The organism is Steroidobacter sp. (assembly GCF_036402275.1).
Classification (GTDB): Bacteria; Pseudomonadota; Gammaproteobacteria; order Steroidobacterales; family Steroidobacteraceae; genus Steroidobacter.
On sequence record NZ_DASWTF010000029.1, the window covers coordinates 188,176 to 203,855 of the forward strand.

Consider the following 15,680-nt stretch of genomic DNA (forward strand, 5'->3'; position numbering starts at 1 on the left):
GTGCCAGCCGCGCCGCAGGGTGTGCATGAGCTCATCGAGCATCTGATCGAGACGCCCGGCGATCGCAGCTTGATCCGGACCACGCCGGACGTGCTGTTCGATCGTTTCGACGTTCCGGCGGAGGTGCGCGAAGTGCTGCGCACCGGGGGGCGTGACGACTTGCATCGTCTCGGGATTCATCCCAATCTGGTCATCAAGTGGCTGATCTGGTCGGGCCGGCCGACCATGCCGTTCTTTCCCATCGATTATTACTTCGCGAGGCGCTGACCATGCGCAAGATCGTCGGCGCGTTCGCCATGTCGCACGTGCTTGGCTCGCCGTACGGCCTAGAGGAGCAGGCCGAGCGCGTGTTCGTCGGCATGAAAGAGTTGGGCCGTCAGCTGCGCGAGTTGCATCCGACGTTGCTGGTGATGATCACGAGCGATCATCTGAACAACTTCCGGCTCGATCAACCCATGCCGTTCGCCATCGGCACTGCCGATACTTACACACCCTATGGCGACATGGGCCTGCCGACGGAGCCGATTCGCGGTGACGCGTCGTTCTCGACGGGCTTCGCGATGTTTGCAAACGATCGCGGTTTCAAGCTGGCCAAGCCGCCGCGGCTGCGACCGGATCATGGCGTGATGATTCCTCTGGGCATCGTCGATCCCAAACGCGAGTTGCCGATCGTACCGCTGTATGTGAATACGGTTTACACGCCCGCGCCTACGCCGCAAGAGAGTTGGCGGCTCGGCGAGTTGCTTCGAGCGTACGTGGCGGAGCACTGCAAGGCCGAAGAGCGGGTTGTGTTACTCGCCGGCGGCGGTTTGTCACATTGGCTCGGTGTGCCGCAGGAAGGGCAGGTCAATGAGGCGTGGGATCGCTGGTTCATGGAGATGCTGGCCACTGGACAGGGCGCGGGCCTGTCGAAGCTGACCAACGAGCAAATTCTTGCCGATGCCGGCAACGGCGGGTTGGAAGTAAACTCGTGGATCGCTGTCGCCGGGGCGATTCCCGGCGTGACGGGCGAATGTTTGTTTTATGAAGCGATTCCCGCGTGGGCCAGTGGCATGGCGGGAATGGCGTTTCGGGTCAATTGACCGATAAAAACCGGCCGCCATGACGAGAGGCAGCATTTAAGCGATGACTTCCTGGGATCTGTTGATCGCCGCGCTGGCGGCGGTCGGGGCTGGCGCGATCAATGCGCTGGCGGGCGGCGGTACGTTGATCAGCTTTCCGGTGCTCGTTGCGGTGGGCGTGCCGCCGGTCGCTGCGAATATCACTAATGCGGTGGCGCTGTGCCCGGGCTACTTCGGCGCGACTCTCGCGCAATTACCCAATCTCAAGGGACAACGCGCGCAGCTTTTGTTGCTGGTGCCCGTGGCCGTACTCGGCGGTCTTGCCGGCGGGATGATCCTGGTGCGAACGGGTGAGCGGACGTTCACTGCGCTGGTGCCGTGGATGATTCTGGCTGCGTCGCTGCTGCTCGCGGTTCAGGAGCCGGTGAAAAAGTTCGTCGTCAAGCGGCTGTCGAATCCCGAACACAAGCATCACACGATGGCGCTGTCCGCTTTGCCCATCGCTGCGGCAGCCATCTATGGCGGATTTTTCAGTGCCGGGATGAGCGTGCTCCTGCTTGCGGTGCTCGGCCTGACGCTCGACGACTCGCTCACCCGCCTGAATGCGCTGAAGCAAGTGCTGGCGTTCAGCGTGAACATCGCGGCGGCGGTGTTCTTCCTGTTCTCGGATCAGGTGGTCTGGATCGCGGCTGCGGTCATGGCTGTCGGTGCGCTGGTCGGCGGCGCGCTGGGCGGTAAGCTTGCCGGAAAGTTGCCGCCGGCGGTGCTGCGCTGGGTCGTCGTGGTCGCCGGCATCGCGATCGCCATCGCCTACTGGGTGAAATCCGCCCGGTGAAATCCGCCTAGTCGCCCCCAAACACGCAACAGGCCCGCCCCTTTCCGCCGGAAAGGGCGGGTGTCATTGGGCTGCCAAGCTCTTTAAAATCGGCAGTCCGCTGTCCCATGCGTGAATGATCCGGGGTTCAACATGACTGCTCCGAGCAACGATCTGCCGGTATTTTCTGCGATCAAGCCCGCTGAAGTAGAGCTCAAGCTGCGTGCTTTGCTCGACAGCAACCGCGCCGAATTAGAGCGCCTGCTGGCCACCGACGCGCCGACCTGGGACTCGGTGATCGTGCCGCTGGAAGAGATGCAGCACCGGTTGTCGCGGACTTGGTCTCCCATCGGACACATGAACGGCGTCGTTAACAGTGACGAACTGCGCGCTGCCTACAACGCCTGCTTGCCCTTGCTCACGGCGTGGAATACGGATCTGGCTCAGAACGAGCGCCTGTATCAGGCGTACGAGACTGTTCTGAAGAATGAAGGCGCGCGCCTCACGCCCGGACAGCGCAAGCTGGTCGAAAACGCGTTGCGCGATTTCCGGCTTGCTGGCGTGGCGCTGCCCTCCGACAGGAAGCAGCGTTATAAGGCGCTGGTCGAGCAGTTGGCCACGTTGCAGTCGAAGTTCGATGAGAACGTGCTGGATGCGACCAATGCTTGGTCGCGCCACATCACCGATCAGAAAGAGATCGAAGGATTGCCCGCGCCCATCGTCGAGCGCGCTCGCGCCGCAGCCGAGGCGAAGCAGCTGACCGGTTGGTTCTTCACGCTTGACGCGCCGAACTATCAGGCGGTGATGATGCACGGCGCGCACGAGCCGCTGCGTCGTGACTTCTATCATGGCTGGACCACGCGCGCGTCTGATCAAGATGGCAACGAGGGCCGGTGGGACAACACCGCGCTCATGGACCAGATTCTGGGCGTCCGTCATGAGGTGGCCAACCTCGTCGGATACCCGAACTACGCCGAATATTCGCTCGCGACCAAGATGGCCTCGTCGGTGCCGGAAGTGCGTGGGTTCCTGGAGCAGCTGGCTGGCAAGAGCCGGCCGGTGGCGCAGAAGGAGTTCGACGAACTGACCCAGTTCGCGGGCCACGAGCTGAAAGCATGGGACGTGGCTTTCTACGCCGAGAAGCTCAAGCGTGAACGCTTCGATCTTTCCGAAGAGGCATTGCGGCCGTATTTCCCGCTGCCTCGCGTGTTGTCCGGAATGTTCTCGGTCGCCGAGAAGTTATACGGCGTGAACATCGCCGAGCGAACTGGCGTGGATATCTATCATCCGGACGTTCGTTTCTACGACATTCTCAATGCCGACGGCTCACGCCGTGGCAGTTTCTATGTCGATTTGTATGCTCGCGCCAAGAAGCGTGGCGGTGCGTGGATGGATGAGTGCGTCGGTCGCAAACAATTGGCGGGGGCGACCTCGCTGCCCGTCGCGTATCTCGTCTGTAACTTCATGCCGCCGGTGGGCTCGCAGCCGTCGCTGCTGACGCACTCCGAAGTCGTGACCATGTTCCATGAATTCGGCCACGGCTTGCATCACATGCTGACGCGCGTCGATTACCCGAGCATCGCCGGTATCAACGGCGTCGCCTGGGACGCGGTGGAATTGCCGAGCCAGTTCATGGAGAACTTTGCCTGGCGCGCCGAAGTGATTCCGATGATTTCCTCGCACGTGGAAACCGGCGAGCCGCTGCCCGAAGCGGAGCTGAATCGCCTGCTCGGCACGCGCACATTCCAGGCGGGCATGCAGACCGTTCGTCAGCTCGAGTTCGCGTTGTTCGATCTGCGTATTCACAGCGAATTCGCGCCGGGCGCTGCGAGCAAGATTTTCCAGACGTTGAATGAAGTGCGCGCGCAAGTGGCGGTCGTGAAGCCGCCGGAGTTCAACCGGTTCCCGAACAGCTTCCAGCACATTTTCTCAGGCGGCTACGCGGCGGGTTACTACAGCTACAAGTGGGCGGAAGTGCTCGCGGCCGATGCGTTCAGCGCGTTCGAGGAAGGCGGCATCTTCAATCGCTCGGTGTCGACCAAGTTCCTGTCGTCCATCCTGGAGCAGGGCGGCAGCCGGGACGCGATGGAAGCCTTCGTCGAGTTTCGTGGCCGCAAGCCGACTATCGAGCCGCTGTTGAAACAATTGGGCCTCGCGGCGTGACCATCGAAACCTACAAAGGCATCGCGCCCACACTGGGCGCGCGCGTCTTCGTTCACCCGTCGGCGGTCGTCATTGGCAAGGTGACGATCGGCGACGATTCTTCGGTCTGGCCGACCGCCGTCATTCGCGGCGACGTGCACTCCATCGAGATCGGCGCGCGCACCAGCATTCAGGACGGATCGGTGCTACATGTCACGCACGACGGTCCATACGCGCCGGGCGGTCGCGCCTTGATCATCGGCTCGGATGTCACAGTAGGTCACCGCGTTACTTTGCATGCGTGCACGGTTGGCAACGCGTGCTTGATCGGCATGGGCGCGATCCTGCTCGACAACGTGGTGACAGAAGATCTGGTGATGATCGGCGCGGGCAGCCTGGTCACGCCAGGCAAGGTGTTGAAGACCGGCGGCCTGTATGTTGGCAGTCCGGCGCGTCGCATCCGCGACCTCACCGATAAAGAGATCGCGTTTTTGACGTACTCACCGGCCCACTACGTCAAGGTAAAGGACGAATATCTGAAAGGCTGACGCGCGAGCGTCATGCCTGGGCTTTGATCGCCTCGAGCACGGGTTTGGTATCGGGCTTCAATCCGCGCCAGAGCAGGAACGCTTCAGCTGCCTGCTCCACCAACATTCCCCAACCTGTTTCGGCGCGGCCGGCGCCCATGGTCCGGGACCAGCGGGTGAAGGCGGTGTCGCCTTTGCCGTAGGCCATGTCGTAACACAGCGTCGCGGGGCCGATGGCGCCGCGAGGAATTTGCGGGATCTCATCCTGCAAGCTGGCCGAGGTGGCGTTCAGCACCAGGTCGAAGGTGCCGTCGCTGATTTCTTCGAAGGCGCAGCCGCGCACAGTCCCTAGCAGCTCGAACTCCTCAGCCAATTCGATGGCGCGCTTTGCGGTTCGATTTGCGATCTCGATGCATTCGGGGGCTGCTGCGAGCAGCGGGCCCATGACGCCGCGAGCTGCGCCGCCGGCGCCGAGTAACAGGATGCGTGTGCCGGCGATGTCGAAGCCGAGATTGCGTGTGAGATCGGTCACGAGACCAGCGCCATCTGTGTTGTCCCCGAGCAGGCCATCGCTCCTCCATACCAGTGTGTTCACGGCGCGTGCAATCTCTGCGCGCGGTGTACGGTACCGAGTGAAGATGTTTGCGGCCTGCTTGTGAGGCACGGTGATGTTCAACCCTTTGCCGCCGGTGGCGAAGAACGCGCCGACGTCCCGCTCGAAGTTCTCCGGCGTCACCGCGAGGCGCGTGTAGCTCATTGCCTGGCCGGTCTGCTTGGCGAACAGGCCGTGAATGAAGGGCGACCAGCTGTGCTGGATCGGGTAGCCCACCACCGCGTAGCGATCGACGCTGGAGTCGTTCATGACTTATCTCGCTTCTCTGAGCCAGGCCGCCGCCTTCTTGGCGAAATAAGTGAGAATCCCGTCCGCGCCGGCGCGGCGAATGGACATCAATGTTTCCAACACGATGGCGCGCTCGTCCAGCCAGCCGTTGCGAAACGCCGCCATCTGCATGGCGTACTCGCCGCTCACTTGATAGACGAACGTGGGCGCGCCGAAGGTGTCCTTGATCCGGCGCACGATGTCGAGATACGGCAGGCCGGGCTTGACCATCACCATGTCCGCGCCTTCCTGCAGATCCAGCGCCACTTCACGCAGCGCTTCGTCCGAGTTCGCGGGATCCATCTGATAGTTGTACTTGTTGCCCTTGCCGAGATTGCCAGCCGAGCCGACGGCTTCACGGAACGGGCTGTAGAAATTCGACGCATACTTCGCGGCATAGGCGAGGATGCGCGTATTGGTGTGGCCGCCGAGCTCCAGCGCTTCGCGAATGGCGCCGATGCGGCCGTCCATCATGTCGCTGGGGGCAACCACGTCTGCTCCGGCCTCGGCATGCGACAACGCCTGTTTGACCAACGCTTCGACGGTGATGTCGTTGACGACGTAACCATTAGCATCGGTGATGCCGTCCTGGCCATGCGAGGTATACGGATCGAGCGCCACGTCGGTGATCACGCCCAGCTCTGGCACGGCTTTCTTGACGGCGCGCACGGCTCGCTGCGCCAGGCCTTCGGGATTCCAGGCCTCCTTGCCGTCGTTGCTCTTGGCGGCCGGATCGGTCACGGGAAACAGCGCCAGCGCCGGAATGCCCAGCTCGACCAGCGATTCCGCCTCGCGCACCAGCTCGTCGACGCTGACGCGTTCGATGCCGGGCATGCTGTCGATCGTCTGGCGGCGCGACTGGCCCTCGATCACGAACATGGGATAGATGAGGTTGTCGACGCTCAGCGAGGTCTCACGCATCAGGCGGCGTGAAAACTCGTTGTAGCGCATGCGTCTCAGGCGCGTGCGGGGGAATTCTCCTGACTGCAAATTAAACATGACGGCTTCCGGCGTGCGTGACTGTCAAACTCGATGCCCTACTTTGGGCCGAACAAGTCTACACCCGTAGCATAATAACCCCCATGCGTGAACCCACCCGCTGCACCTGGCCGCTCGGCGGCAACGAGCTGTACATCGAGTATCACGACAAGGAATGGGGGGTGCCGGCCTGGGACGATCGCACCCAGTTCGAGTTCCTGATCCTGGAAGGCGCGCAGGCGGGCCTGTCCTGGTCCACCATTCTCAATAAGCGCGAGGGCTATCGGGCGGCGTTCGCCGGCTTCGATCCTGAACGCATCGCCGGCTTCGGCAAGCGCGACGTGGCGCGGCTGATGAAAGACCCCGGCATCGTGCGCAATCGGCTCAAGATCGAGGCCGCCATCGGCAATGCGAAGGCGTTTCTGGCTTTTCAGGGCGACTTTGCCAAGCACCTGTGGAGCTTTGTCGGCGGCAAGCCCATCCAGAACAACATCGCCGAGCACGGCAAGGTGCCGGCCACCAGTCCCGAGTCGGACGCGCTGAGCAAGGATCTGAAGAAGCGCGGCTTCCGTTTCGTGGGCAGCACCATCATCTACGCCCACATGCAGGCGACGGGAATGGTCAACGACCATCTCACCAGCTGCTTCCGCTACAAGCAGTGCAAAGCGCTGGCGAAGCGGCCGGCGTAGTTACTCGGGAACGAGCCAGCGCACGTTCACACCACCCGCGCCGTCTTCGGCCAGCGCGGCGTGCGCTTCACGCAGCGCCGGCGCGATTTCTTCATCGAACTGCCAGGGCGGATTCGCGATGATCAGGCCGGAGCCGTTCAGGCCGAGCGGCGAATCGGCGGGCCGCACGCTCAGTTCCACCAGCAGCAACTTGCGAAGCCCGGAGTTTTGTAGCGACAGGTGCAGTCGCTGTGTTTCGCGACCCAGCTTGATGGGATACCACAGCGCGAACATGCCGTTAGGCCAGCGACTCAAGCCGAGCATCAGCGCGCGTTCGACTTGCGTGAATTCATTTTCCGATTCGTAAGGCGGGTCGATCAAAACGAGCCCGCGATTCTCGCGCGGCGGCAGATAGGTTTTGAGCGCGGCATAGCCATCGCCGCAGACCACCGATACGCCGCGCCGGCCGCGCAACGCCTGATCGAGTGCCTGAGCCTCCGCGATCTGCTTTTCGACAAAGACCATCCGATCGCCAGTCCGCAGCACGCGCGCCGCGAGCACCGGCGAGCCGGGGTAGCGCTGAGTAGTAATCGCCGAAATCTCTTCCGGGGAACTAACGGCGTCGAGATAGCGCCGAAGGTCAGGACTGGCGCGGTTGATGCGCGTCACGCGTGCCACGCCGTCCTGCCATTCGTTGCCGCGTAATGCATCGTGGGACAACAGGTCGTACCAGCCGCGTCCGGCATGGGTGTCCAGATAGAACAACGGCTTGGGCTTGCGCCCGAGTCGCTCGAGCAGGGCCAACAGCACGATGTGCTTGTGGACATCGGCGAAGTTGCCGGCATGGAACACGTGGCGATAATTCACGGCAGAACTTTAACGGGAGACAACCCATGATCGTACTGAATTCTCCAGCGCGAGGCTGCTCGTTCCGAGGCGCCGCGGCGCTGGCGATGGTCGGGCTCGCAACCGCACTTACGGGATGTACCAATAGTTCGCGCGCGGCCGAGCCCACACCCGTTGACGAGAGGAGGGCCGTCGTGGAGAACGAAGGTAAGCAGAATCCGCCGCAGCGCGCGCCCCGCACCAACGCCACGACTCAAGGCGCCGGCGAAGTGCCGCCGCAATTACTGGCAATCTTCCAGGACGATCTCGCACGGCGTGCGTTGGTGAAGCACGAGGCGATCACTGTCGTCAGCGCGACGGAGCAGCAGTGGTCGGATGGCGCGATGGGTTGTCCACAACCCGGGCAGATGTATACGCAGATGATCGTGCCCGGCTATCGCGTCGTGTTGCAGGCGGCGGGCAACAAATACAGCTATCACTCGGATCGCCGCGGTAACTTTGTCGTGTGCTCCAACGGGCTGGCGTTTCCGCCCGTGAAAGAACAGGTCAAAGGCAAGCCGCCCGCCGAATAAAACAAAAAGGCCCCGAGCATTTCTGCCCGGGGCCTCGATCGTCAACTCGATCAGAACGCGATCTTGCCGCCCGGCGGCGCAACTAACAGCGCTTCCGTGCTGGCCGTAGCGGCACCGCAGTTACCCGCGGATACGCAACGATCGCCGTCGGTCTGAATCATCACACCCAGCTCCTTGGTGGTGCCCGGGATCTGACCGAAGTCATGCACGTCCACGTTGCCGCTCGCTCCGCCCGGCAAATCTCCATCCGGCGCCGCGAAGTAACGTTCGCCGAACGGCACGATGGTCAGGCCTTCGATGGCGTCGCCGGGACCGCCGAAATAGAAGTCATCGGCGAACACCGACACGCCGACCAGCTGACGCGCTTCGACATCGTCGGCCGTCAGGCCGAATTGCTCGAGGCACGCGTTCAGCACCGTGGTGCTGGAGTTGGTCGGATGCTCGACGAACCAGAACGCTTCGGCGTCACCCGTGGCCAGATTGATCGACCACGCGAGTTGCCGACCGTCGCTGAGCGCGTTCAACGACACGTCACGATTGAGCAGCCAGTAGTCGTCCTCGCCATCGTTGTTAGTGTCCAGCGCGATGCGATGATCGACTGCCACCGGCAGCGTCTCACGCTCCCACATATTCACCGCGAACGACCAGAGATAGCCCGAGGTGCAGACCTCGACCGGGACTGGGAACGTCGTCACGCCCACCGCGCGCAGGTCGGGGCGCGGCGCATTCTCGCCACGTCCGCCCGGCGGAGTGTTTGGGCTCGTCGCCAGCAGCGCATAGGTGTTCAGCTGCGCAGCGCCGACGCCGCGGTTCTTCAAGCTGATCTCGCCAACACCGCCAGTGCCAGCCTTCCAGTTCGCACCACTCGCCAAGACCGTATTTGCGGCTTTACGCGGCAACACGTGCCAGGGCAGCGAGAACTTTTCGGTCGAGCCGACTTTCTCGAACACCAGATAGCCGTCGTATTCCAGCAAGGTGAGCGGCACCGGATTCGGACCGTCCGGACCCGCGTTCATCAGGTTGTTACGCAGCTTGCTGCCGTTGATGGCCAGGGTCACATCGAATGTGAGATCGCCCTTGGCGGGCACCGTCACCACTTCCGCGGTATGGATCTTCACCGCGCCATTGGCCACGTCGTTGGCGAACCGATAGGTCGGCCGCACTTTGAACGTCGCCGGCTTATCGGCGCGATTGAAGACGCGCACGCGCCGTTGCACCACCGCGTCCACAGCGACATCGACGAACCCGAAGCTCACGCCGCCGCTGCGAGTGCCCGTCTTCACGAGGTCGAAGCCATAGGCGCCGGCTGTCGCTTTGGCTGCGCGATCCACACGGACTTCACCACCGCCGATACGAGAGATCGGCGCCAGCGAATCTGGAATCACGCTGGAGGGGCTGCCTGGCTGCTCGATGCCGACTTCGGCATTGTTGATGAGCAGTTGTTTCAGACGCTGCGGAGCGACGTTCGGATACAACTGTTTCAGCAATGCAGCCGAGCCCGTCACCATCGGCGCCGCGCCGGACGTGCCGCCGAAGGCGTCGGACTGATTGCCCGAGCCCGACATCGCCGACACTGAAGCGCCCGGCGCGCCGATCTCTGGCTTGATGCGGAAGTCTTCGAACATCGGTCCGCGCGAAGACGTCGACACGACCGAGCTGATCAACGGGAAGACGTTGTCAGGATCGAAGCGCACGGTCGCGCCGCTGCGGATGGCATTCGCGTCGGCGAGGCTGATCATGTAGCCCGGAATCAAGATGGGCGTGCCCGCTTGGAACGCGCCATCGAACGGCGCGGTGCCGTCCACCATGCCGATGATGCCGACCAACGCGCCGCCCGCTTGAATGTTACGAATCTTGTCGGCGAACGCGCAGGTGCCGCGATTCACCAGCGCGATCACTCCAGTCAGCGAGCCTGCGGGGAAGGGCGTGCAACCGAGTGCGTTCGAAGGTGTGTACACCACTGGCGCAGTGATCGGCGAGGTCGGTTCGGGCGACCACGATTGATGAATCGCGCCACGATCCGCCGGCGTGACGGCCGGAGAAACAATCGTCATCAGATCGACAACCGCCGAAGGCACCGCGGTCTGCGCGACCGACAAGGCGGTGACCGAGGCAGCAGGCGAGCCCGTCACGAAAGGTTTATCCGAGCCGTTGCCCGCCGAGGCCACCGTGAACGCACCGAGCTTGGTGGCGCGATCGACCGCCGCGGACAGATCGTCGTCGAACGGCTGGCCGTAATTGGAGCCGAGCGACATGTTGATGATGTCGGCGCGATCGGAAGTGTCGCCGTCGCCGTTCGGGTCGACCGCCCACTCCATGCTCTGCATCAGCGCGATGCCGCTACAAGTCGAAGTCGGCACGGCGCAGGCTTTGATCGCATACAACTTCACGTCCGGCGCGACGCCGTCCTTGCCGCCGATGATGTCGGCGACGTGCGTGCCGTGACCGCCGAAGGTGCTTGCATCGGGAGCCGCGATCGGATCCGGGTCCGGAGCGAGCGGCGGACTGCCAGCCGCGCCCGACCAGGACTCGCCGACGAAGTCGTAGCCGCCGATGACTTTGGCGGTGGGGAACAGGCCGTCGGTGGTCGTGTTACGAGCATCGGCGGGTGACGTGCCCCATGCCGCTGCGTACGCAGCGGCAGTGCCTGCACCACCCAACGATGCATGCGTGTAGTCGATGCCGCTATCGATCACGGCAACGCGCACGCCTTTGCCGGTGACGCCCAGTCCTTGCATCGTTTCAGCGCCGATGTAAGGAACGGTTTCGCTGAGATCGCGCTTGTAGTTGCCCGCCGGCGCGACGCGAGTGACGGCGCGATCGCTCTCGATCGCTTTCACTTCGCTGGCGTCGAGCTCGAGAAACACTGTGTTCGCGACCAGCTGCACCGAGCCGATCACTGTCGCGCTGGGCGCAGACTGCGCGATGCGGCTGATAAATGCGGTTTGTTCGATGAGCACCTCGGCTTTCGACGTGCCGGCGCCGTCGCCGACGGCTGCGGTGTTCAGCGAGACTGCAACTTGAACCCGATTTGCGATCCCGGAGTCACGCAGCAGTTGCGTGACGTCGTTGAGCTGAGAGCGTGCCGGCGCTGGCATGCGTGACTCCAGACGTTTGGAGCCTGCCGCCGCAGCGCGCTGAGCGGCGCTGGCGTCGGCGGCCACTACCGTCAGCACGGTAGTGGCGATCAGCGACAGTGAGCCTACTGCCGCCCTCCTGCGAATGTTTCTTTGCATGATTGTCCCCTAGTTCTTGGATTCCGCCACTGACGGCGATCAGACGAACAGAGAAAAAAGGAAACGATCGCGCGGACATTCGCCATCGAGCGCGGCGTGCTGCATTCCGTGGCCAGACGGGTTAGGTCATGTGCGCAATCGCAGCGACCGACGCTACTCCTGCAGCGCAGCTAATTCAATAATGCAAAACCTGCCAGCGACGGCTGCACGAGACTCATCACTAACAAAAGTTAGGATGTATACAGACGAAGTGTCAATGCATTCGACACCCTCACAACGAGTGCGAAAAAATTTTTTGTTGGTGTTTTATTTCAGCTCCGCCAGCCAGTCGCGCGGCCGGAGGAAATCTGAATACAGGCGTGCTTCGGGCGAGCCGGGCTCGGGCGTCCAGTTGTATTCCCAGCGCACCAGCGGCGGCAGCGACATCAGGATGGATTCGGTGCGCCCGCCGGATTGCAGGCCGAACGAAGTGCCGCGGTCGTAGACCAGATTGAACTCGACGTAGCGGCCGCGTCGATACAGTTGAAACTGTCGTTCGCGCTCGCCGTGCGGATGATCCTTGCGGCGCGCGACGATGGGCAGGTAGGCGTCGAGGAAATGATCGCCGACGCTGCGCTGATAGGCGAAGCAGCGCTCGAAGTCCCATTCGTTCAAATCGTCGAAGAACAGGCCGCCGACGCCGCGGGTCTCGTTGCGATGCTTGAGAAAGAAATAGCGATCGCACCACTCCTTGTGCTTCGAATAAACATTCTCACCGAACGGCTGGCATGCCTGCTGCGCGGTCCGATGCCAATGCAGGACGTCTTCCTCGAAAGGATAGTAAGGCGTGAGATCGAAACCGCCGCCGAACCACCATGCGCCGGGTGCGCCGTTCTTCGGCATGGCAGAGAAGAAGCGCACGTTGGCGTGCGTGGTTGGGATGTACGGATTCCAGGGATGGAAGACCAGCGACACGCCGGTTGCCATCCATTGCGCGTCGGCAAGCTCGGGCCGCTGAGCTGTTGCGCTCGGCGGCAGACGCGAGCCCATCACGTGTGAGAAGTTGACGCCGGCCTGCTCGAACACGGAGCCATTACGTAGCACGCGACTTTCGCCGCCGCCACCTTCCGCTCGCTCCCAGCGATCGCGAATGAACGTGGCGCCGCCGTCGGCCTGCTCGATCGCCGAACAGATGCGATCCTGCAGTCCACGCAGGTAGGCGAGCACGGCATCGGCGTCGACAACCATCGAATCGTCTCCGGAAGATTGACTGCGGCCATGATGCGGCCACGATTGGATTCAGGGAAGTCGCAATCGACTTCCCTCGATAGCAGAGCGCGGACGCTCGTTACTTCGGCTTGGCCGGAGACTTGCTCTTCGCCGCCGTTTTCTTCGCGGCAGTCTTGGCGGCGGCGCGCACGGGTGCGGCGGTCTTGGCGGGCGCCTTGCTCGCACTCTTGGCCGTGGCTGAAGTCGGAGCCTTCGCGGTCTTTGCCGGCGTCGTCTTGCTCTTGGCCGCAGCCTTCAGTGGCTTCTCGGCTGGCGCGGCAGCGGCGGCCCCTTCAGCAGGCTTGGCAGTCTTCTTCGCGAATCGACCGAAGCGGCCCTTGCCACGTTCCGGCGCGGCGGCGAGCAACTCCTTACATTCGTCCAAGGTGAGCGTCTTGGGATCGCGCTCCTTGGGAATCTTGGCGTTCTTCACCTTGTCGGTGATGTATGGGCCGAAGCGGCCGTTCAGCACCTGAATGCCGGCCTCTTCGAAATTCAGAATGGTGCGATTCGCATCCAGCTCTTCCTTGGCCTTGATGAGCTCCAGCGCGCGCGGCAACTCGATGGTGTACGGATCGTCGTCCTTGATGGAGACGAACTTCTTCGCGCCATATTGAATGTATGGACCGAAGCGGCCGATGGCGACGCGGATCGAGTGACCATCCGCCGCCTGGCCCAATGTTCGCGGCAACGTGAACAACTCCAGCGCTTCCGGCAGCGTGATGGTGTCCATGCGCTGCGTCGCCTTGAGGCTGGCGAACTTCGGCTTCTCTTCGTCGTCCTTGGTGCCCATCTGCACGAACGGGCCGTACTTGCCGTAGCGAACCGAAATGGGTTTGCCGGTGACGGGATCGTTGCCGAGCTCGCGTGCTTCGGACACATCTTCACGCGTGACCGTTTCATCGACGACGTCGACGCGCTCTTTGAATTCGCTCCAGAAGCGCTCCAGCACCGGCACCCAGGCTTCGCGGCCGTCGGCGATTTCGTCGAGGTCGTCTTCCATCTTGGCGGTGAAGCCGTACTCGACGTAGTGATGGAAATTGCGCGTCAGGAACTTGTTGACGATCTTGCCCAGATCGGTGGGCACGAAGCGGCGATTGACCAGCTCCGTATATTTTTTGTTGACCAGGGTCGAGATGATGCTGGCGTACGTCGAAGGCCGGCCGATGCCGTGCTCTTCGAGCGCCTTCACCAGGCTCGCTTCGGAGAAGCGCGGCGGCGGCTCGGTGAAGTGCTGTTCGCCACGCAAGGCGAGCAGTGCGACTTCGTCGCCCACTTCCATGGCCGGCAGGATGCGGTCGTTGTCGTCGTCGACCGTGTCGTCCTGGCCTTCCTTATAAACGGCGATGTAGCCCGGCTTCACCAGCGTCGAGCCGTTGGCTCGCAACACGGCCGTCGAGCCTTCGCGCTTGGCGCTCGTTCCCGGCACCAGGTCCACGGCCACGGTGTCGTACACGGCCGCTTCCATCTGGCTCGCGACCGCGCGCTTCCAGATCAGGCTGTAGAGCTTGAACTGATCGTTGTCGATCTTGCCGGCGAGACGCTCGGGTGTGACCGCCGCCGAGGTCGGACGAATGGCTTCGTGCGCTTCCTGGGCGTTCTTCGACTTCGTCTTATAAGTCCGCGGCGAGTCGGGCAGCGCATCGGCGCCGTACATGCTGCCGATGACCTGCCGGATTTCGGCCACGGCCTCGGCGGCCAGGTTCAGCGAGTCGGTACGCATATAAGTGATGAGACCGACCGCGCCTTCGCCGAAATCGACGCCTTCGTACAACTGCTGCGCGAGGCGCATGGTGCGCTGAGCGCCGAAGCCGAGCTTGCGGGCGGCTTCCTGTTGCAGGGTCGAGGTGGTGAACGGCGGCGACGGATTGCGCCGGCGCTGCTTCTTGTCGATGTTGGCGACGCTGAGCTTGCCCTTGGCGGCGTTCTCGATGGTCGTGCGCACATCGGTGGCCTGGCCTTCGTTGGTCACCGTGAACTGTTCGACCTTCTCGCCGCGATACTCGATGAGGCGCGCCGGGAATGTTTGTTTGGACTTCTCGGCGTCGGCGTCGATGGTCCAGTACTCGCGCGGCTTGAAGGCGAGGATTTCCTCCTCACGCTCGCAGATCATGCGCAGCGCCGGACTCTGCACGCGGCCCGCGGAGGCGCCCGGCAGACCCGCTTTTTTCCAAAGCAGCGGCGAGATGTTGAAACCGACCAGATAATCGAGCGCGCGACGCGCCTGCTGCGCGTTCACCAGATCCTGCGAGATGTCGCGCGGCTGGCCGATGGCTTCCTTGATGGCGTTCTTGGTGATCTCGTAGAACACCACGCGATGCACGTCCTTGCCGTCGAGCACGCCTTGTTCCTTGAGCAGTTCGGTGAGATGCCAGGAAATGGCCTCGCCCTCGCGGTCAGGGTCGGTCGCCAGATACAAGGCGTCGGATTTCTTCAGCGCCTTGGCGATCGCCTGAACGTGCTTCTCGTTCTTTTCCAGGATCTGATAGCGCATGGCGAATTTGCGCTTCGGATCGACCGCGCCTTCCTTGGGCACCAGGTCGCGCACGTGGCCATACGACGCCAGCACCTCGAAATTTTTTCCGAGGTACTTCTTGATGGTCTTCGCCTTTGCAGGCGATTCCACGATGACTAGATTCTTCTGCTCCATAAAAAAAGAAACCGCGGTGGCCGCGGTGCTGCTGAATTCGGCGTGGTATTAACTGCCG

At 62.7% G+C, this 15,680-nt stretch carries 13 protein-coding genes; 7 read left to right on the forward strand and 6 right to left on the reverse strand.

Annotated elements, in window-relative coordinates; all coding sequences use genetic code 11:
• The 5 genes from VGD45_RS14300 (at position 1) to VGD45_RS14320 (ending at position 4,565) form a co-directional block, all read left to right on the forward strand.
• Positions 1-267, forward strand: coding sequence for a hypothetical protein (locus tag VGD45_RS14300; protein ID WP_331155996.1), 267 nt, complete (start codon positions 1-3; stop codon positions 265-267).
• A 2-nt stretch (positions 268-269) separates the two neighbouring features.
• Complete coding sequence (locus VGD45_RS14305; protein ID WP_331155997.1) at positions 270-1,082, forward strand: hypothetical protein; 813 nt, start codon at positions 270-272, stop codon at positions 1,080-1,082.
• 43 nt (positions 1,083-1,125) lie between these two features.
• Positions 1,126-1,896 carry a sulfite exporter TauE/SafE family protein gene (locus VGD45_RS14310; RefSeq protein WP_331155998.1) on the forward strand — a complete coding sequence of 257 codons (771 nt, stop codon included), beginning with the start codon at positions 1,126-1,128 and terminating at the stop codon, positions 1,894-1,896.
• Positions 1,897-2,028: 132 nt separating this feature from the next.
• Positions 2,029-4,038, forward strand: a complete 2,010-nt coding sequence (locus VGD45_RS14315) for a M3 family metallopeptidase (protein WP_331155999.1) — start codon at positions 2,029-2,031, stop codon at positions 4,036-4,038.
• On the forward strand, positions 4,035-4,565 hold the full coding sequence (locus VGD45_RS14320; protein WP_331156000.1) for a gamma carbonic anhydrase family protein: 531 nt from the start codon (positions 4,035-4,037) through the stop codon (positions 4,563-4,565). The genes VGD45_RS14315 and VGD45_RS14320 overlap by 4 nt, the downstream gene beginning before the upstream one ends.
• A gap of 10 nt (positions 4,566-4,575) precedes the next feature.
• Here VGD45_RS14320 and aroE read toward each other — a convergent pair whose 3' ends face one another.
• Both aroE and hemB read right to left on the reverse strand, forming a co-directional pair.
• Positions 4,576-5,406, reverse strand: a complete 831-nt coding sequence (aroE, locus tag VGD45_RS14325; RefSeq protein ID WP_331156001.1) for a shikimate dehydrogenase — start codon at positions 5,404-5,406, stop codon at positions 4,576-4,578.
• Between the two features lie 3 nt (positions 5,407-5,409).
• Complete coding sequence (gene hemB / locus VGD45_RS14330; RefSeq protein WP_331156002.1) at positions 5,410-6,423, reverse strand: porphobilinogen synthase; 1,014 nt, start codon at positions 6,421-6,423, stop codon at positions 5,410-5,412.
• A gap of 83 nt (positions 6,424-6,506) precedes the next feature.
• Here hemB and VGD45_RS14335 point away from each other — a divergent pair, with 83 nt between their 5' ends.
• Positions 6,507-7,091: a DNA-3-methyladenine glycosylase I gene (locus VGD45_RS14335; RefSeq protein WP_331156003.1), complete on the forward strand. Its 585-nt coding sequence runs from the start codon at positions 6,507-6,509 to the stop codon at positions 7,089-7,091.
• Here VGD45_RS14335 and VGD45_RS14340 read toward each other — a convergent pair whose 3' ends face one another.
• A complete protein-coding gene (locus VGD45_RS14340; RefSeq protein ID WP_331156004.1) occupies positions 7,092-7,937 on the reverse strand; it encodes a 23S rRNA (adenine(2030)-N(6))-methyltransferase RlmJ in 846 nt (281 codons plus the stop codon).
• Positions 7,938-8,110: 173 nt separating this feature from the next.
• Here VGD45_RS14340 and VGD45_RS14345 point away from each other — a divergent pair, with 173 nt between their 5' ends.
• Positions 8,111-8,488, forward strand: coding sequence for a hypothetical protein (locus VGD45_RS14345; protein ID WP_331156005.1), 378 nt, complete (start codon positions 8,111-8,113; stop codon positions 8,486-8,488).
• Positions 8,489-8,538: 50 nt separating this feature from the next.
• On the opposite strand, the gene VGD45_RS14350 is transcribed toward VGD45_RS14345, so the two are convergent.
• The 3 genes from VGD45_RS14350 to VGD45_RS14360 form a co-directional block, all read right to left on the reverse strand.
• A complete protein-coding gene (locus tag VGD45_RS14350; RefSeq protein WP_331156006.1) occupies positions 8,539-11,724 on the reverse strand; it encodes a S8 family serine peptidase in 3,186 nt (1,061 codons plus the stop codon).
• Between the two features lie 306 nt (positions 11,725-12,030).
• Complete coding sequence (gene hemF / locus VGD45_RS14355; protein WP_331156007.1) at positions 12,031-12,951, reverse strand: oxygen-dependent coproporphyrinogen oxidase; 921 nt, start codon at positions 12,949-12,951, stop codon at positions 12,031-12,033.
• 100 nt (positions 12,952-13,051) lie between these two features.
• Positions 13,052-15,622 carry a DNA topoisomerase I gene (locus VGD45_RS14360; protein WP_331156008.1) on the reverse strand — a complete coding sequence of 857 codons (2,571 nt, stop codon included), beginning with the start codon at positions 15,620-15,622 and terminating at the stop codon, positions 13,052-13,054.
• Positions 15,623-15,680: the final 58 nt, after the last annotated feature.

Excerpts from the sequence above, each read along its gene's own strand:
- VGD45_RS14305 (WP_331155997.1), top strand. The coding sequence starts at position 270 with ATGCGCAAGATCGTCGGCGCGTTCGCCATGTCGCACGTGCTTGGCTCG.
- VGD45_RS14310 (WP_331155998.1), top strand. The coding sequence starts at position 1,126 with ATGACTTCCTGGGATCTGTTGATCGCCGCGCTGGCGGCGGTCGGGGCT.
- VGD45_RS14315 (WP_331155999.1), top strand. The coding sequence starts at position 2,029 with ATGACTGCTCCGAGCAACGATCTGCCGGTATTTTCTGCGATCAAGCCC.
- aroE (WP_331156001.1), bottom strand. The coding sequence starts at position 5,406 with ATGAACGACTCCAGCGTCGATCGCTACGCGGTGGTGGGCTACCCGATC.
- hemB (WP_331156002.1), bottom strand. The coding sequence starts at position 6,423 with ATGTTTAATTTGCAGTCAGGAGAATTCCCCCGCACGCGCCTGAGACGC.
- VGD45_RS14335 (WP_331156003.1), top strand. The coding sequence starts at position 6,507 with ATGCGTGAACCCACCCGCTGCACCTGGCCGCTCGGCGGCAACGAGCTG.
- VGD45_RS14350 (WP_331156006.1), bottom strand. The coding sequence starts at position 11,724 with ATGCAAAGAAACATTCGCAGGAGGGCGGCAGTAGGCTCACTGTCGCTG.
- hemF (WP_331156007.1), bottom strand. The coding sequence starts at position 12,951 with ATGGTTGTCGACGCCGATGCCGTGCTCGCCTACCTGCGTGGACTGCAG.
- VGD45_RS14360 (WP_331156008.1), bottom strand. The coding sequence starts at position 15,622 with ATGGAGCAGAAGAATCTAGTCATCGTGGAATCGCCTGCAAAGGCGAAG.